Origin of the sequence: Marivivens marinus, from assembly GCF_035969385.1 — a bacterium.
Lineage (GTDB): Bacteria > Pseudomonadota > Alphaproteobacteria > Rhodobacterales > Rhodobacteraceae > SELP01.
In genome coordinates, this window is record NZ_JAYKKJ010000003.1 from 350,922 (window position 1) to 367,323 (window position 16,402).

The following is a 16,402-nucleotide window of genomic DNA, read 5'->3' on the forward strand; positions in this document are numbered from 1 at the left end:
GGCCCTCCCGCGACAGGAAGGCCCGCAATGTTCCCCATGCCCTTACCCTAGTCGGCGTCGCGCCCTTCGGTGTCGGACATGTCAAAGCCCAGATGCCGGGCGACGGTGAAGATATCCTTGTCGCCACGACCACAGAGATTCATGCAGATGATGTGATCCTTGGGCAGGTCGGGGGCGATCTTGGCCACATGGGCCAACGCGTGGGACGGTTCCAGCGCGGGGATGATGCCCTCGGTCTCGCAGCACAGCTGGAACGCCTCCAGCGCCTCCTTGTCAGTGATCGCGACATATTCGGCGCGGCCCACTTCGTGCAGCCAGGAATGTTCCGGCCCGATCCCGGGATAGTCCAAACCCGCCGAGATCGAGAAACCTTCGAGGATCTGGCCGTCGTCGTCCTGGAGCAGATAGGTGCGGTTACCATGCAGAACACCCGGACGCCCGCCGGTCAGCGAGGCGCAGTGCTCCATCTTCATGTCAACGCCCTTGCCCCCGGCCTCGACGCCGATGATCCGCACGTCCTTGTCATCGAGGAAGGGGAAGAACAGACCCATGGCGTTCGACCCGCCGCCAATAGCGGCAATGATCGTATCGGGCAGGCGGCCCTCGGCCTTCATCATCTGTTCCTTGGCTTCCTTGCCAATGATGGACTGGAAATCGCGGACCATGGCCGGATAGGGGTGCGGCCCGGCGACGGTGCCGATGCAATAGAACGTATCGCGGACGTTGGTCACCCAGTCGCGCAGCGCGTCGTTCATTGCGTCCTTCAGGGTGCCACGGCCAGAGGTCACCGGGATAACCTCGGCCCCCAACAGGCGCATCCGGAACACGTTGGGCGCCTGACGTTCGACATCGTGCTTGCCCATGTAAACGATGCATTTCAACCCGAACTTGGCGCAGACCGTCGCGGTGGCCACCCCGTGCTGACCCGCGCCGGTTTCGGCGATGATCCGGGTCTTGCCCATGCGGCGGGCAAGGATGATCTGGCCAAGCACGTTGTTGATCTTATGCGCGCCGGTGTGGTTCAGCTCGTCCCGCTTGAAGTAGATCTTGGCCCCGCCCAGCCGTTCGGTTAGCCGCTCGGCGTAATACAGCGGCGACGGACGGCCGACGTAGTTTTCCCACAGGTCGTCCATTTCGGCCCAGAAGGTCGGGTCGGTTTTCGCTTTCTCATACTCGGCCTCAAGGTCGAGGATCAGCGGCATCAATGTTTCCGACACGAACCGCCCGCCGAAATCGCCGAAGCGGCCGTTTTCATCAGGACCGGACATGAAGGAATTGAAAAGATCGTTGGCCATCTTGGTCTCCCGTGTTCCGCAATCACCTAGCGCCCCGCGCGCAGCCGGTAAAGGGTGACTGGCGGTCTCCCGTTGCTTTTGCTGGGCCTAGGACTGCGCTGCCGCGACAAACGCCTGCATCAGCGTGGCATCCTTGACGCCTGGGGCGCTTTCCACACCGGATGCGACGTCGACCTGCCTTGCGCCAGTCATCTGGATCGCGAGGGCCACGTTGTCGACCGTCAACCCACCCGCCAGCATCCACGGCTTGCGCCAGTATTTCCGGTTCACCAGCCGCCAGTCGAAGGGCAATCCGTTGCCACCGGGCAGCTCTGCGCCTTTTGGTGGCTTCGCATCGATGAGAAGCTGATCCGCCACATCGGAATAGACGTCGATGGCGGCCACGTCCTCGGGCCCGGCGATGCCGATCGCCTTGATCACCGGCAGGCCGAACCGGGCACGCACCTCGGCCACCCGTTCCGGTGATTCCGATCCGTGCAGCTGGATCATGTCCACAGTGGTCTGTTCGACAATCCGAGCGATCCCGACATCATCCATGTTCACGACAAGCGACACCTTGGCAACGCCGACCGGCACGTCCAGCATCAGATCAGCGGCCTGTTCGACGGTCACTGATCTTGGGCTCTTGGCGAAAAAATTGAACCCGAGGTATCGGGCCCCGGCCTCTGCCGCCGCAAGGACCTGATCGCGGGTCTTGAGCCCGCAGATCTTTACCGCCGTATCTGCGGGCATCAGTTTCCGTCCAGAAGGGCGATAATGTCATCCTTGCCTTCGGTCTCGCGGGTGCGGGCCACCTCGCGCCGAAGCTGTTCCAGTTCGCGCGCGCGCACTCGCGCTTCGGCCCGCTGCCGGTACTCGCGGATCCATTCCCAGAAGAACCCAATCAGGAGGCCAAGACCGACGCCAAGGAACAGAACCACGAACAGCGGCAGTTCAATGACCGGCGAAATACCCAGAAGCTCGGCCAGCCGATCCGGCATCGCCCGCAGCACGGTCGGTTCACGATTGGCCAGCCCGACAAGGATCAGGCACAGCGCGACAATGGCCCAGAAGGCGTAACGAATGGTTTTCATGGGGCGGAGTTTACGCCCCGTTCAGCCGGTCACGCAACAGCTTGCCGGTCTTGAAGAACGGAACATGCTTCTCTTCGACTGCGACAGATTCGCCCGTACGGGGATTGCGCCCCACGCGGCCATCCCGCTTCTTCACCGAAAACGCCCCGAACCCGCGCAGTTCAACGCGGTCGCCCCGCGCCATCGCATCGGTGATTTCCTCGAAGATCGTATTGACGATCTTTTCGACGTCACGCTGATAGAGATGCGGATTTTCGTCTGCAATCTTCTGGATCAGTTCGGACCTGATCATTCATTGACCCCCCGGGACTTTTTCTCGCTTGGCGGGTTGGCCCGCTCCTCCGAACAGGACTATAGGCGGAAAAACCCGCCGCGATACAGACTTTCGTCGGGAATTTTCCAGAAATACCCGATTCTTGCGTCTCAGCGAGGCTTCGGACCGCCTGTGTCGACGGACTTTGCTTTGCGAACGCTTGGGGCCGCGTCTGCAACGTCGCATGATTCGGCAAAGAAAAGGGCCCCGGCGGTGGCGCCGGAGCCTTGAATTGCCTACCGAACAGGGCGGCGGCCCCGTCGGATCCGATCTTAGTCGTCGCCCTTGAGCGCTGCGCCAAGGATGTCGCCCAGCGACGCGCCCGAGTCGGACGAGCCATACTGTTCCACGGCTTCCTTTTCTTCGGCGATTTCGCGGGCCTTGATCGACAGACCCAGCTTGCGGGTCTTGCTGTCGATGTTGGTCACGCGCACGTCGACCTTGTCACCGACGCCGAAACGCTCGGGGCGCTGTTCGGCACGGTCACGCGACAGATCGGAGCGGCGGATGAAGGACTTCATGCCTTCGTATTCCACTTCGATCCCGCCGTCTTCGATGGCGGTCACGTTCACGGTGATGATCGAGCCACGCTTCACGCCACCAACGGCATCGGCGAACGGGTCACCGTCCAGCGCTTTGATCGACAGCGAAATGCGCTCTTTCTCGACGTCCACTTCGGTGACCTTGGCCTTGACCATGTCGCCCTTGCGGTAGGACTGGATGGCGTCTTCGCCACGCTCGTCCCAGGACAGGTCGGACAGGTGCACCATGCCGTCGATTTCGCCCGGCAGGCCAATGAACAGACCGAATTCGGTGATGTTCTTGACTTCGCCTTCGACCTCGGTCCCTTCCGGGTGAGTTTCGGCAAAGACTTCCCACGGGTTGCGCATGGTCTGCTTGAGACCAAGGGAAACGCGACGCTTGGCGCTGTCGATTTCCAGAACCATGACTTCCACTTCCTGGCTGGTCGAGACGATCTTGCCGGGGTGGACGTTCTTCTTGGTCCAGGACATTTCGGAAACGTGGACAAGGCCTTCGACGCCCGGTTCCAGTTCCACGAACGCGCCGTAGTCGGTGATGTTGGTCACGCGGCCGGTGTGCACGGTTTCCAGCGCATACTTGGCTTCGACGGCATCCCACGGATCGTCCTGCAGCTGCTTCATGCCGAGGCTGATGCGGTGGGTTTCCTTGTTGATCTTGATGACCTGAACCTTGATGGTCTCGCCGATCGACAGGATTTCGGACGGGTGGTTGACCCGGCGCCATGCCATGTCGGTGACGTGCAGCAGGCCGTCAACACCGCCCAGATCGACGAAGGCGCCGTATTCGGTGATGTTCTTGACGACACCGTCAACAGCCTGGCCTTCGGTCAGGTTGCCGATGACCTCGGCGCGCTGTTCGGCACGCGATTCTTCAAGGATGGCGCGACGCGACACAACGATGTTGCCACGGCGACGGTCCATTTTCAGAATCTGGAACGGCTGCTTGAGACCCATCAGCGGGCCGGCGTCGCGCACGGGGCGCACGTCGACCTGGCTGCCGGGAAGGAAGGCAACGGCGCCGCCCAGATCGACGGTGAAGCCGCCCTTGACGCGGCCAAAGATGGCACCGTCAACACGCTCTTCGTCGGCGTAGGCTTTTTCCAGACGATCCCAGGCTTCCTCGCGGCGCGCCATTTCGCGCGACAGGACAGCTTCGCCACGGGCGTTTTCAGCGGCGCGGAGGTAAACCTCGACTTCGTCGCCAACGCTGATTTCCGGGGCTTCACCGGGGTTTGCGAATTCTTTCAGTTCGACACGGCCTTCCATCTTGTAGCCGACGTCGATGATGGCCTGGCCCGCCTCGATGGCGATGACCTTGCCTTTGACAACGGAACCTTCTTCGGGGGTGTCGATTTCGAAGCTTTCGTTAAGGAGGGCTTCGAATTCCTCCATGGTGTTTTTAGCGCACATATGCGGTTCGTTTCCTTTGTGTGTCTATTCGGGCCAGGCGGTTGTCTCCGCCGGTCTTTGGGTTTCGGTTGGTCGAAGCAACGAAGAAAACAAAGAGGGCCGGAATGTTCGGACCCTGCCCCGATCTCTGTTCACGACTGTGCCGCCGCTTCAACAGGCGCGCGTATAGGGGATTTCGCGCCTGTCGACAAGAGGGCGGTATGGGTTAGCGCTCCATCTCCGGGGTCCAGGTCCAGGCAAGCCAGACAATTGTGGCGGTCGTGGCGATCTCGATCAGGCCGAACATCCAGTAATAGGCGGTACTGGGGGTCATCAGGGTGGCGATCATCACCAGCGTCTTGATCGTCCCCACCCCGATGTTGAACCAGCGGGCGCAGGTATGGGCCATTGTCCGGGTCAGCAGCACCATGAAGATCGGCAGCATCATCAGGACGCCCGCGGCGACAAGGAACCCTTGGGTCATTTCCACGCCGCCGACCGTACCGGTCAGTACCTGCTCCAGCACGGTCCGGTCGAACAGCCCGAGGATGTCGCAATAGGCATAGAGGAACATCACGAAAACCCAGAGCGTGAACAAAAGCTCGCGCCGGGATAGTTTGTGGGGGGCTCGGGTGTCGGGGTGCATGGGTGTCTCCTTGGTCCTTTTGCTCCAGATAGACGCGCAGACCAGCTATGCGAATTGACAAAATTTGTTGCCAAGTCATACAAATTTGCATGAATAGCCCGAAACCCGACTGGAACCACCTGCGCAGCTTCCTTGCCACGGCCGAGGCCGGATCGTTTTCCGCCGCCGCGCAGGCACTTGGCACAACGCAGCCGACCATCAGCCGTCAGGTCGCCGCGCTTGAGGCGACGCTGGGCGTCACCCTGTTCGAACGAGTCGGCCAGCGGATCGAACTGACCCCGGCGGCCCGCGATCTTGTGCCGATGGCCGCCGACATGAACCGCGCCGCAAGCGCGATCAGCCGGTCGGCCTTTGGCATGTCACAGACTCTTGCGGGCGAGGTGCGGATCACCGCGACGGGCCTGTTCGCCTCGCGCATTCTGCCGCCGCTGATCGCGCGGTTGCGGGCGGAGACGCCCGAGATCAGCATCGTCCTGATCCCCGGCAACGATCACAAGAACCTGCAAACGCGCGAGGCCGACATCGCGGTCCGCAATATCCGCCCCACCGAACCGGAACTGATCGGCACCCGCCTGCCCGACGCGACCGGACGTTTCTATGCCGCGCGCAGCTATCTTGACCGGATCGGGCCGATCAACACGCTGGCCGATCTGTCCCGCGCGGAATTCATCAATATCGACGACCGCGAGGGGTATTTGCAATTCTACCAGTCAATGGGGTTTCCGGTAACGGCCGCGAATTTTCCCTATGTGACAGAGGACCACAACGTCATGTGGGAAATGGTGCGGGCCGGGCTGAGCATCGGCCCATGTGACGCGCGGGTGGGCGACGCGGACCCGGATGTTGTCCCCGTCCTGCCGGATCTGCCGCCGATCCCCTTCCCGGTCTGGCTCTTGGTGCATCGGGATGTGCGGTCGAACCGGCGGGTGCGGCACGTGTTCGATTTTCTGGCGGAGGCCTTCAAGGCCGAGGCGGGCGTCAGCCCCTGACCGCGTCCACAACAGCGATGGCGCGGGCGACTGCCTGTTCAATTGTCAGGTCCGAGGTGTCGATCAGCACGGCATCCTCGGCTGGCTTCAGCGGCGCGGCGGCGCGGCTTTGGTCACGCTCATCGCGGGCACGGACATCAGCCGCCACGTCTTCAAGCGTCACATCATGCCCATTGCCCAGCAACTCGCGATAGCGGCGGTCGGCGCGGGCCTCGACACTGGCGGTCACGAACAGCTTTGCCTCGGCGTCCGGGCAGATCACGGTGCCAATGTCGCGCCCGTCCAGAACCGCCCCGCCATCGCGGCGGGCAAAGGCGCGCTGGAAATCCACAAGCGCCGCGCGGACGTCGGCAATCACAGCAACCTTGCTGGCGGCCTGCGCCACATCCGGGGTGCGTAGATTGTCCGCCTCAAGGTCTTCGGCCCGCAGGGCGCGGGCGGCCTCGACCGGGTCGGCCCCGGCCAGAACCTTGGCCCCGACGGCGCGATACAGCAGCCCGGTGTCCAGATGGGCGAAACCGAAATGCGCCGCGACCGCCTTGGAAATCGTGCCCTTGCCAGCGGCGGCGGGACCGTCGATTGCGATGGTGAACGCCATGGTCAAAACCCCCGTGGTGTACCGACGTAGCTTTCAAACAGCCGGATCGCCCCCAAAAGCACGATCACGCCGATAACAATACGACCGCGCCAATTGGGTTTCCCCGGCTCCTCCGCCATGATCAGCTGTTGTCCCGGCTGACCTGCGCCCCAAGGCTGGCCATCAGTGGCTCGAAAATCGGGAAGGACGTGGCAATCGGACCGCCATCATCGACGCGCATCGGTTTCTCGGTGGCCATGCCCATGACCATGAAGGACATGGCGATGCGGTGATCCAGTCGGCTTTCAACGGTCACGCCGCCCGGCACATTGCCAAATCCGCGGCCGGTGACGATCCACCAATCCTCGCCCTCGTCCACTGTGACGCCCGCAGCGCGCAGCCCCTTGGCCATGGCGTCGATCCGGTCGGATTCCTTGACCCGCAGTTCCTTGACGCCCTTCATCACGGTCTGGCCCTCGGCAAAGGCGGCAACCACGGACAGGACGGGATATTCGTCGATCATGCTGGCAGCACGATCCGGCGGAACCTCGATCCCCTTCAGGTTGGGGCTGAATTTCGCGCGCAGGTCGGCGACGGGTTCGCCGCCCTCTTCGCGCAAGTTCTCATATTCCAGATCGGCGCCCATTTCGCGCAGGGTGGTGAAGAGGCCAGCGCGGGTGGGGTTCAGGCCGATATTCGGGACCAGAACGTCCGACCCTTCGGTGATCAGCGCGGCGCAGACCGGGAAGGCGGCCGAGGACGGATCACGTGGGACGACGATGGTCTGGGGTTTCAATTCGGGCTGGCCGGTCAGGGTGATCACGCGGCCTGCGTCGGTCTCTTCGACGGTCAGGTCTGCCCCGAACCCCACCAGCATCCGTTCGGTATGGTCGCGGGTGGCCTCTTTCTCGATCACGACGGTCTGGCCCGGCGCGTTCAACCCGGCCAGAAGGACGGCGGATTTCACCTGCGCCGAGGGGACCGGCACCGTGTAGGTCACAGGGACAGGGTTGGCGGCACCGACGATGGTCATCGGCAGGCGCCCGCCGGTGCGGCCAAAGGCCTGCGCGCCGAACAGCGCCAGCGGATCGGTGACCCGGCCCATGGGCCGCGAATTGAGCGAAGCGTCGCCGGTGAAGGTCGCGGTAATCGGCGAGGTCGCCATGCAGCCCATGATCAGCCGGACCCCGGTGCCGGAGTTGCCGCAGTCGATCACCTGTTCCGGTTCGGCAAAGCCGCCGACACCGACGCCATTGACCGTCCATTCGCCATTGCCGTGATCCGTCACCTCGGCCCCGAAGGCGCGCATCGCCTTGGCGGTGTCCAGAACGTCCTGCCCTTCCAGAAGGCCGCTGATCCGGGTTTCCCCCACCGACAACGCCCCCAGAATCAAAGAGCGGTGCGAGATGGATTTATCGCCGGGAACGCGGGCCTCGCCCGTCAGGGGGCCGCATTTGCGGGAGGTCATGGGAATGGGAGTGCCGTGGCCGGACATCGGGTGGTCCTTCGTGATCAGATGTTAGCGCCCTGATAGACCAGAGCGCGCGCCGGGTCCATAAGGCCCGGCAATGGTGGGTTGAAACCCACCTTACGGGCGCAGAAAGGTCAGGTAATGCGGTGTGCGGCCTTCGCGCAGGGCCTTTTGTTCGTAGCGGGTCGAAATCCAGTCGTCCCACGGATCGCGCCAATCAGCGGGCCCTTCGGCTGCCCATTTGAACCCGGCCTTGGGCACCTCTTGCAAGGTCTGGCGCACGTAGTCTTCGATGTCGGTCGCCACGCGGAATTCCGCCCCCGGTTTCAGCACCTCGAACAGGGGCGCGAGGTGATCCTGGGTCACGAACCGCCGCCGGTGGTGGCGTTTCTTGGGCCAGGGGTCCGGGTAGTTCAGAAAGGCCTTGGCCACCGACCCCTTGGGCAGCACATCGAACAGGTCGCGCGCGTCGCCCGGATGGACGGCAAGGTTGGTCACCCCGGCCTCGCGGATCTTGCCCAGTAGCATGGCGACCCCGTTGATATAGGGCTCGCAGCCGATGATCCCGACGTTCGGATAGCGCGCGGCCATATGGACCATATGTTCGCCCCCGCCAAAGCCGATCTCGACCCAGATCTCCTGTTTCCCCGGAAACAGGGCGGCAAGGTCCAGTGGGGTGCGGTCGGGGTTTTCCTCCCACCCAACCGCGCCGGGAGAGAGCGCGGCAAGGTCTTCGTCAAGATAGGCTTCCTGCGACTTGCGCAGGCCCTTGCCCTTGAGCCGGCCATAGAAGTTGCGCCACGGGGCGCCGGTGGGATGTGTGTTGTCATCGGTCATGCGCGGCCTCTAGCGCGGGGGCGCGGGCGGATCAATGGGGCGGGTCACATGGGGTGGGTCAAGACCCACCTTACACAAGAGGGACGGAACTGTGCGCCACCCCACACAAGATGTTCAAATCATCCGAATTGTGCGGCGCCCGCAGATCAAGGCAAGTCATGTCAACAGCAACCCCGAGAGGAACCCTTGATATGAACTCCACCCAATATGCCGCCCCGCTGGGCCGCGTTTTCCTTGCCTTCATCTTCATCATGGCCGGCGCCCAGAAGATCACCGGCTACTCCGGAACCGCCCAATACATGGAAATGATGGGCGTTCCCGGCGCGCTTCTGCCGCTGGTGATCCTGACCGAACTTGGCGGTGGCATCGCCCTGCTGATCGGCTGGCAAACCCGCATCATCGCCTTCCTTCTGGCGGGCTTCAGCCTGCTGTCCGGCTTCCTGTTCCATCTTGTGCCCTCGTTCGGGATGGAGGGCATGGCCGCCCAGACCGAGATGATCATGTTCATGAAGAACGTGGCGATCGCGGGCGGGATGCTGATGATCGTGGCCCTTGGCGCAGGCACCCTGTCGCTGGATCAGCGCAAGGCCGCAGCAGCCTGATCTATCCTGCGGGGGCCGTCTGCGCGGCCCCCGCTTCAGGCCCAGACGTCGACCACACAGCGCCCGTCCTGCACGGCGTTGTCGTTCCATTCAAGCCCGTTGAACCGAAAGATCGGAATCGCGGCGACATCGCCCGGTTCCGCCATGCGCAGGTTCACGGCGATCCGGGTCCGACCATCTTCGCCCGGTTCATGCCCGCGCCACCACATCAGGCAGCCGCAGTCGGGGCAGAAATGAAATTCAATATCGCCGCTATCAGCACGGCGATAGGCATGGGTTTCGCCGGATGGGTGGATCGCCGCACCTTCCCAATCATAGGCCCAGATTGACCCATAGCGGCGGCAGACGGTGCAATTGCAGGTGGTCGCCCGCTCCGGCAACCGGTCAAAGCGCCAGTGAACCGCGCCGCAATGGCATCTGCCTTCGATCATCACCGTCCCTTTCCACACATCGGTCCAGTCTAGCCCGCCTAAGTGAAAGCGCAACGATCACCCTTCGGGAATGTGCGCCCCGGTCCAATAGCCCTCGTCGGAATAGTGGACCCCGACGGACAAGGCGCAGGGTTGGTGCAGGTGGCGCGCCACCTCTACCCGCAGGTCCGCCAGAAGGGCTTGGGTAAAAGCGTGGTCGCGGTGCGGTTTGGTCAGAAGCGAGACATCCAGAAGGCAATGCGTGTGATGAAACGTTTCCGCCGGATAGGCCCGGCCCTTGCAGGCCCCGGCCCCGGCGTCATGGCGCAGGATCAGCTGTTCGATCCCCCGCAAGACCGCGGGGGCGTCGATGTTCAGGTCAGCCGAATATTTCAGCTCTGCGTGGGGCATTTCAGCACCTCGTGATCATCAATTGGCACGACGGGTGCCGTTTTGCCCAAACCGACCGCGGGTGGCGCGGAACGCGCCGCCCATGGGGGCGGTCGGCGCGTGGCCAATCTGGCGATTGGCCCAATGGCTGCCAGACCCGACCACTCATCGGCCGGAAACACTCGCAGGATCAGACCGCCCGCTTCAGCGCGTCGGCCAGATCGGTGCGTTCCCAGCTAAAGCCGCCATCGGCCTCGGGCTTGCGGCCGAAGTGACCGTAGGCGGCGGTGCGCTGGTAGATTGGGCGGTTCAGACCCAGATGAGTGCGGATGCCGCGCGGGGTCAGGTCCATGCACTGGTCAATGGCGCGTTCGATGGCCGCCGGATCGACCTCTCCGGTGCCATGGGTGTCGGCATAGATCGACAGGGGCCGCGCCACGCCGATGGCATAGGACAGCTGGATCGTGCATTTCTCCGCCATGCCCGCGGCGACCACGTTCTTGGCAAGATAGCGGGCGGCATAGGCGGCAGACCGGTCCACCTTGGTCGGATCCTTGCCGGAAAACGCGCCGCCGCCATGCGGGGCCGCGCCGCCGTAGGTATCGACGATGATCTTGCGTCCAGTCAGGCCCGCGTCCCCATCGGGGCCACCGATCACGAATTTGCCGGTCGGGTTCACGTGCCAAACGGTCTCGGCGTCAATCCAGCCTTCGGGCAGAACTTCGCGAATGTAGGGTTCGACCACATTGCGCACGTCGTCCGAGGTCATGGATGCATCAAGGTGCTGGGTGGACAGAACGATGGAGGATACGCCGACCGGTTTGCCGTGTTCATAACGAACGGACAGCTGCGATTTGGCGTCGGGGCCAAGGGTCGGTTCGGTGCCGTTCTTGCGCACCTCGGCCAGCCGCCGCAGGATCGCGTGGGAATACTGGATCGGGGCGGGCATCAGATCGGGGGTTTCGTTGGTGGCAAAGCCGAACATGATCCCCTGATCGCCCGCGCCTTCGTCCTTGTTGTCGGCCGCGTCGACGCCTTGGGCAATATGGGCGGATTGTTCGTGCAGAAGGTTCGTCACCTCGACTGTCTGCCAGTGGAACTTGTCCTGCTCATAGCCGATGTCGCGGATGCAGTCGCGCGCGATCTGGTCGATCCGGCCCATGTATTCGGCCAGCTTCGCCTGATCGGACAGGCCGACCTCCCCGCCGATCACGACCCGGTTGGTGGTGGCGAAGGTTTCGCAGGCGACCCGCGCCTCGGGTTCTTCCGCGATAAAGGCGTCAAGGACGGCATCGGAAATCCGGTCACAAACCTTGTCCGGGTGCCCCTCGGAGACAGATTCCGAGGTGAAAGTGTAGTTCGCGCGGGTCATGGGGATGCTCCATTGGGTTTTTCCCGCCACGCCAGGAAGCCGTTGTGACGGGGTTATTGCTCGGAACGTAGGGCTATTGATCGGGTTGAACAGGGTCAATCGAAAAGCGACGCTGCCCCAAAATGACCCCGGAAATGGCGAGAATAAGCAACAAGAGCGCCGGGATGTCGCCCCAGCTCAGATAGGGCGTTGGGCCAAGATCGGCGGGCAAGGGGGCATCAATCCAGCCGTCCACGTTCATCGGCAGGCTGTCGGTGATCCGCCCGCGCCCGTCGATCATGGCCGAGACGCCTGTATTGGCGACCCGGACCATCGGCAGGCCGGTTTCGATGGCGCGCAGCCGGGCCTGAGCCAGATGCTGTCGCGGGCCGGTGCCGGGGCCGAACCACGCGTCGTTGGTGATCAGCACCAACAACCGGGGCCGGTCGCCCGCGATAACTGCCGCGCGAACTTCTTCGGCGAATATCCCTTCATAACAGATCAGCGGAACTGCCTGCCCCAATCCCGGCAGCAGGATGCGCGGCACCCCTTGCCCTTTCGAAAACCCGCCCCCTTCCGACGCGGCCAGCCCGCGCAGCCCGAACCGTCCGATCACCTCTCCGAAGGGGATGTATTCGCCGAAGGGCACAAGGTGGCGCTTGTCATAGATCGACCGGACCTCGCCCCCCAACCCCAGCACCGCAAGGGCGTTGTAATACCGGGCTCCGTCGCGCCGGTTCAGGCCAAGGATCACGGGGGCGCCTCGGGCCGCCTCGCCCACTTCGGAAAAGATCGGATCGGCATATTCCATCAGGTAGGGGATCGCGGTTTCCGGCCAGACGACCAGCGCGGGCGGCTGCCCCTGCCCAGTGGCGGTGATCAGACGGTTGTAGAAGACCGGCAAAAGGTCCGGGTCCCATTTTTCGTCCTGTGGCGCGTTGGGCTGCACCAGCCGAACCACGGGCGCACTCGCGTCCGGCGCGGGCGCGGCACCGGGCGACAGGGCAAATGCGGCAACAGCCCCGCCTAGGACGACCGCACCACCGATGACCCGCCTGCCATCCCAAAGCGTGGTCAGCCCCCAGACCAGCAGCGTGGTCAACAGGATCAGCCCGTGCGGCCCGGCAATGGCGGCCAGTTGGGCCAGCGGCGTATCGATCCAGATGTGCCCGATATTCGCCCAAGGAAAGCCGGTGAAAATATAGGCGCGGCAGACCTCGGCCCCGGCCAGCAGCGCAAGGACCCCGGCGCGTCCCATCCTGAACCGGGCCGCGATCCCGCTGGCCAGCGCCCAGAACAGGGCCAGCCCCGCCGCCATGAACACCACGGCAAAAGGGGCCATCCAGCCGTGGATGTCAGGTTCGACGAAGAACGGGAAAACGATCCAATGCAGCGCCGTGCCGAAATACCCGGTGCCCAGCGCCCAACCATCCCAGGCCGCGCCCCATCCCGTGGGGCGCATCCAGACCACTGCGGCAGCCAGCGCCGGTAAGGTCAGCCACCACAACCCCCACGGGGCCTGCCCCAGCGCGGCGACCGCGCCAAGGACAGCGAAAGCGGCCAGCCTGCGCCAGCCGCTATTCGGCAGCATGTGGCAGGCGCACGCGCAACCGCTTGATCCGGCGGGGGTCGGCCTCGACCACTTCGAATTCGGGGCCGGACGGGTGGCGGATCACCTCGCCCCGCGCGGGGACATGGCCGGACAGCATGAAGACCAGACCGCCAAGCGTGTCGACCTCTTCACCGTCGATCTCCTCATGCTCGGTCAGCGGCATCCCGATCTCGGCCTCGAACTCCTCCAGCGGGGTGCGGGCCTGTGCCATGTAGACCCCCGGTTTCTCGCAAGAGAAACTTTCGGCTTCGTCCACGTCGTGTTCGTCTTCGATCTCGCCCACCACCTGTTCGATCAGGTCTTCGATGGTCAGCAATCCGTCGGTACCACCGTATTCGTCGATCACAAGGGCCATGTGAATTCGCTCGGCCTGCATCTTTTGCAGCAGGATGCCGATAGGCATGGAGGGGGGCACGTAAAGAAGCGGGCGCAGCATCGCGCGCATGTCAAATTCGGACGTGTCGCCGTTGAACCCGTAGCGCAGAGCGAAATCTTTCAGGTTGGCAATCCCGATCGGGGTATCGAGCGTGCCTTCATAGACGGGAATCCGGGTCAGCCCGCTTTCGCGGAACACCTCGACCAGTTCATCCTTGGAGATGGTTACCGAAACGGCCACGATTTCCGCCTTGGGGATCGCCACATCCTCGACCCGCATACGACGCAGGTTCAGCATTCCCGGAACGGGGCTGCCGTTCGCGGGGGCGCGGGACTGTGTCTCGTTGTGCGGATCGCTGTCGTCCTCGACCGGGGTCAAGGCATCGAAAATGCGGCTGAAGAAGCCCTTGCCCTGACTACTCTGGGCCTCGGTCGTCTCTGTCTGGTCCGGTTGCGCGCCATGCGCTGCGCTAGAGGACCCGTCTGCGGTATCGCCCATCTTCTCCTGTATCCATGGCGCGCGGATCTGTCCGGCGCCTTCAGTCTTCCCGGTAATATGGGTCCGGGACCCCCAGTTTGCCAAGTATCTCCACCTCTAATCCTTCCATTAGGGTGGCATCCGGGTCACGGATGTGATCGTAGCCCAGAAGATGTAACACCCCGTGAACGACAAGATGCGTGGTGTGATCGGCCAAAGGCTTGCCCGCCTCGGCGGCTTCGCGGGCGCAGGTATCATAGGAAATCGCGATATCGCCCAGTTCGACCGTGCCGAACATATCGGGCTCGGGCAGGCCCGGCCGGGCGCCGGGGGCATCGGCGCCGCGTTCCTCGGCCGGCCAGGACAGCACATTGGTCGGAACCGGTTTGCCGCGAAATTCGGTGTTCAACTCGGCAATGCGGGCATCGTCACAGGCAAGAACCGACAGTTCGCAGTCCTCGGCCAGACCAAGGTGGCCCAGAACCGCCTCGGCTGCGGTGGCAATAAGATCGTCGATTCCAACGTCAGCCCAGCGGGGATCGGTAATGTCGATACTGATGTCGGCGGTCACAGCACGCCGCCGTTGTCCGCCTTGTCGTAGGCCTCGATAATCGCGGCGACCAGCGGGTGGCGCACCACGTCCTTGGCTGTGAAATAGTTGAAGCTGATCTTGTCGATCCCCTTCAAGAGCCGTTCCGCGTCGGCAAGTCCCGACGTCTGGCCGCGCGGCAGGTCCACCTGACTGCGATCGCCGGTGATGACCATGCGGCTGCCTTCGCCAAGTCGGGTCAGGAACATTTTCATCTGCATGGTGGTGGCGTTCTGCGCCTCGTCCAGCACCACGAAGGCATTCGACAGGGTCCGCCCCCGCATGAAGGCCAATGGCGCGATTTCAATGCGCTTTTCCTCGATCAGCTTGGCGGTCTGCTTGCCGGGAAGGAAATCATTCAGCGCGTCGTAAAGCGGCTGCATGAACGGATCGACCTTGTCCTTCATGTCGCCGGGCAGATAGCCCAGCTTTTCCCCGGCTTCGACTGCCGGGCGGGACAGGATGATCCGGTCAACCTTGCCTTCGATAAACAGGTTCACGCCCACGGCGACGGCCAGATAGGTCTTGCCGGTCCCGGCCGGGCCGATGCCGAAGGCCATCTCGTGATTGAACAGGTTGCGGACATAGGCCTTTTGCGCATCGGTGCGCGGCTCCACCAACTTGCGGCGGGTCTTGATCTCGACCGGGCCCTTGCCGAACATCTCCATCTGGTCGCCGGCAAGCGTGCCGGTATCGGCCTCGGACGACCCCATCCGCAACTCGCGGTCCACATCGGCCAGTTCGACGCTGCGCCCGGATTCCAGCCGACCATAGAGGGCCTGAAGCACGTCGCTGGCAGCCTTGCGTGGGGCTTCCTCTCCGACGATGGCAAGGTGATTGCCGCGGCGCAGGATCTGCACTTGCAGGTCGTTTTCGATCTTGGCCAGGTTCCTGTCGTATTCGCCACACAGGTCGATCAGCAGGAAATTATCGGGGAACTCCAAATGGGTTTCGGCAAGTTCCGGGTTGGTTTCAAGCGGGGGCAGGATGCTCGTGGCCAAAAATCGCGACTCCTCTTAGGCGGGCTTGGGTCGATGGTGGCAATTCGGCTTGCCATGCGCAAGGCATGACGCGCGCAGGTCACAACTTTGCGACGAAAAAGGCCGCAGCAGATGCTGCGGCCTTTCGCTATTCGGGATACTGCCCGGGCAGATCAAAGGATGTCCGGCAGGCTGGACCCATCCTTGAACGGGCCCACGGCAGTTTCCGGCGGCGCGACGCCCGAACAGACCGGACGGCCATCGGGGGTCAGGCGTTCGGAGAGGTATCCTTCCCAACCGTCGTCGATGATCCAGTGGTCGCAGCCGTTCGGGTCAACCCAGATACCGGCGACCATATTGGACAGGTCCCCACCATCGACACCAAAGTTGAGGTCCTGGCTCTTGTCCTCTCCGACGCAGGCGGACACGGATGCGGCAGCGGCGAGGATTGCGATGCTCTTGAATACTTTCATCTCACTCATC

19 protein-coding genes and 1 riboswitch are annotated in these 16,402 nt (G+C 63.3%); of the genes, 2 read left to right on the forward strand and 17 right to left on the reverse strand.

All coding sequences use genetic code 11. The features are described from left to right. Positions 1-47: 47 nt before the first annotated feature. The 6 genes from trpB to U3648_RS06545 all read right to left on the reverse strand — a co-directional run bounded on the left by trpB (position 48) and on the right by U3648_RS06545 (position 5,258). Positions 48-1,295 carry a tryptophan synthase subunit beta gene (trpB, locus tag U3648_RS06520; protein ID WP_420858433.1) on the reverse strand — a complete coding sequence of 416 codons (1,248 nt, stop codon included), beginning with the start codon at positions 1,293-1,295 and terminating at the stop codon, positions 48-50. Positions 1,296-1,382: 87 nt separating this feature from the next. Continuing rightward, on the reverse strand, positions 1,383-2,027 hold the full coding sequence (locus U3648_RS06525; protein WP_420858434.1) for a phosphoribosylanthranilate isomerase: 645 nt from the start codon (positions 2,025-2,027) through the stop codon (positions 1,383-1,385). Further along, entirely contained in the window at positions 2,027-2,368 is a 342-nt protein-coding gene (locus tag U3648_RS06530) for a lipopolysaccharide assembly protein LapA domain-containing protein (protein ID WP_420858435.1), read from the reverse strand. Before U3648_RS06530 ends, U3648_RS06525 begins: the two co-directional genes overlap by 1 nt. Before the next feature lie 10 nt (positions 2,369-2,378). Next, positions 2,379-2,660: an integration host factor subunit beta gene (ihfB, locus tag U3648_RS06535; RefSeq protein WP_420858436.1), complete on the reverse strand. Its 282-nt coding sequence runs from the start codon at positions 2,658-2,660 to the stop codon at positions 2,379-2,381. A 293-nt stretch (positions 2,661-2,953) separates the two neighbouring features. Further along, on the reverse strand, positions 2,954-4,633 hold the full coding sequence (gene rpsA, locus U3648_RS06540; RefSeq protein WP_420858437.1) for a 30S ribosomal protein S1: 1,680 nt from the start codon (positions 4,631-4,633) through the stop codon (positions 2,954-2,956). 205 nt (positions 4,634-4,838) lie between these two features. Further along, positions 4,839-5,258 (reverse strand): DUF6326 family protein, encoded by a 420-nt coding sequence (locus tag U3648_RS06545; RefSeq protein WP_420858438.1) that lies wholly within the window; start codon positions 5,256-5,258, stop codon positions 4,839-4,841. A gap of 89 nt (positions 5,259-5,347) precedes the next feature. Between U3648_RS06545 and U3648_RS06550 the strand changes: the two genes are divergently transcribed. Further along, the gene (locus tag U3648_RS06550) at positions 5,348-6,247 is read left to right on the forward strand and encodes a LysR family transcriptional regulator (protein WP_420858439.1); all 900 of its coding nucleotides are present in this window, start codon (positions 5,348-5,350) and stop codon (positions 6,245-6,247) included. Here the strand turns inward: U3648_RS06550 and cmk are convergent. From cmk to trmB, 3 genes are all read right to left on the reverse strand, one after another. After that, positions 6,237-6,845: a (d)CMP kinase gene (cmk, locus tag U3648_RS06555; protein ID WP_420858440.1), complete on the reverse strand. Its 609-nt coding sequence runs from the start codon at positions 6,843-6,845 to the stop codon at positions 6,237-6,239. The two genes, U3648_RS06550 and cmk, sit on opposite strands and share 11 nt — an antisense overlap. A gap of 121 nt (positions 6,846-6,966) precedes the next feature. Further along, positions 6,967-8,319 (reverse strand): 3-phosphoshikimate 1-carboxyvinyltransferase, encoded by a 1,353-nt coding sequence (gene aroA, locus U3648_RS06560; protein ID WP_420858441.1) that lies wholly within the window; start codon positions 8,317-8,319, stop codon positions 6,967-6,969. Positions 8,320-8,412: 93 nt separating this feature from the next. Then, a complete protein-coding gene (gene trmB, locus U3648_RS06565; RefSeq protein WP_420858442.1) occupies positions 8,413-9,132 on the reverse strand; it encodes a tRNA (guanosine(46)-N7)-methyltransferase TrmB in 720 nt (239 codons plus the stop codon). A gap of 158 nt (positions 9,133-9,290) precedes the next feature. Between trmB and U3648_RS06570 the strand changes: the two genes are divergently transcribed. Beyond that, positions 9,291-9,734 carry a DoxX family protein gene (locus tag U3648_RS06570; RefSeq protein WP_420858443.1) on the forward strand — a complete coding sequence of 148 codons (444 nt, stop codon included), beginning with the start codon at positions 9,291-9,293 and terminating at the stop codon, positions 9,732-9,734. Between the two features lie 35 nt (positions 9,735-9,769). Here U3648_RS06570 and U3648_RS06575 read toward each other — a convergent pair whose 3' ends face one another. From U3648_RS06575 to U3648_RS06610, 8 genes are all read right to left on the reverse strand, one after another. Further along, positions 9,770-10,165 carry a GFA family protein gene (locus tag U3648_RS06575; RefSeq protein ID WP_420858444.1) on the reverse strand — a complete coding sequence of 132 codons (396 nt, stop codon included), beginning with the start codon at positions 10,163-10,165 and terminating at the stop codon, positions 9,770-9,772. Between the two features lie 57 nt (positions 10,166-10,222). After that, entirely contained in the window at positions 10,223-10,555 is a 333-nt protein-coding gene (locus U3648_RS06580; RefSeq protein ID WP_420858445.1) for a hypothetical protein, read from the reverse strand. Between the two features lie 169 nt (positions 10,556-10,724). Next, on the reverse strand, positions 10,725-11,906 hold the full coding sequence (gene metK / locus U3648_RS06585; protein WP_420858446.1) for a methionine adenosyltransferase: 1,182 nt from the start codon (positions 11,904-11,906) through the stop codon (positions 10,725-10,727). A gap of 5 nt (positions 11,907-11,911) precedes the next feature. After that, a riboswitch (SAM-SAH riboswitch) is annotated at positions 11,912-11,960 on the reverse strand. Positions 11,961-11,979: 19 nt separating this feature from the next. Then, positions 11,980-13,476 (reverse strand): apolipoprotein N-acyltransferase, encoded by a 1,497-nt coding sequence (lnt, locus tag U3648_RS06590; RefSeq protein ID WP_420858447.1) that lies wholly within the window; start codon positions 13,474-13,476, stop codon positions 11,980-11,982. Then, positions 13,463-14,371, reverse strand: a complete 909-nt coding sequence (locus U3648_RS06595; RefSeq protein WP_420858448.1) for a hemolysin family protein — start codon at positions 14,369-14,371, stop codon at positions 13,463-13,465. Before U3648_RS06595 ends, lnt begins: the two co-directional genes overlap by 14 nt. Positions 14,372-14,411: 40 nt before the next feature. Continuing rightward, on the reverse strand, positions 14,412-14,921 hold the full coding sequence (gene ybeY, locus U3648_RS06600) for an rRNA maturation RNase YbeY (protein WP_420858449.1): 510 nt from the start codon (positions 14,919-14,921) through the stop codon (positions 14,412-14,414). Then, a complete protein-coding gene (locus U3648_RS06605; protein WP_420858450.1) occupies positions 14,918-15,940 on the reverse strand; it encodes a PhoH family protein in 1,023 nt (340 codons plus the stop codon). Before U3648_RS06605 ends, ybeY begins: the two co-directional genes overlap by 4 nt. Before the next feature lie 152 nt (positions 15,941-16,092). Further along, positions 16,093-16,392, reverse strand: coding sequence for a hypothetical protein (locus tag U3648_RS06610; RefSeq protein ID WP_420858451.1), 300 nt, complete (start codon positions 16,390-16,392; stop codon positions 16,093-16,095). Positions 16,393-16,402: the final 10 nt, after the last annotated feature.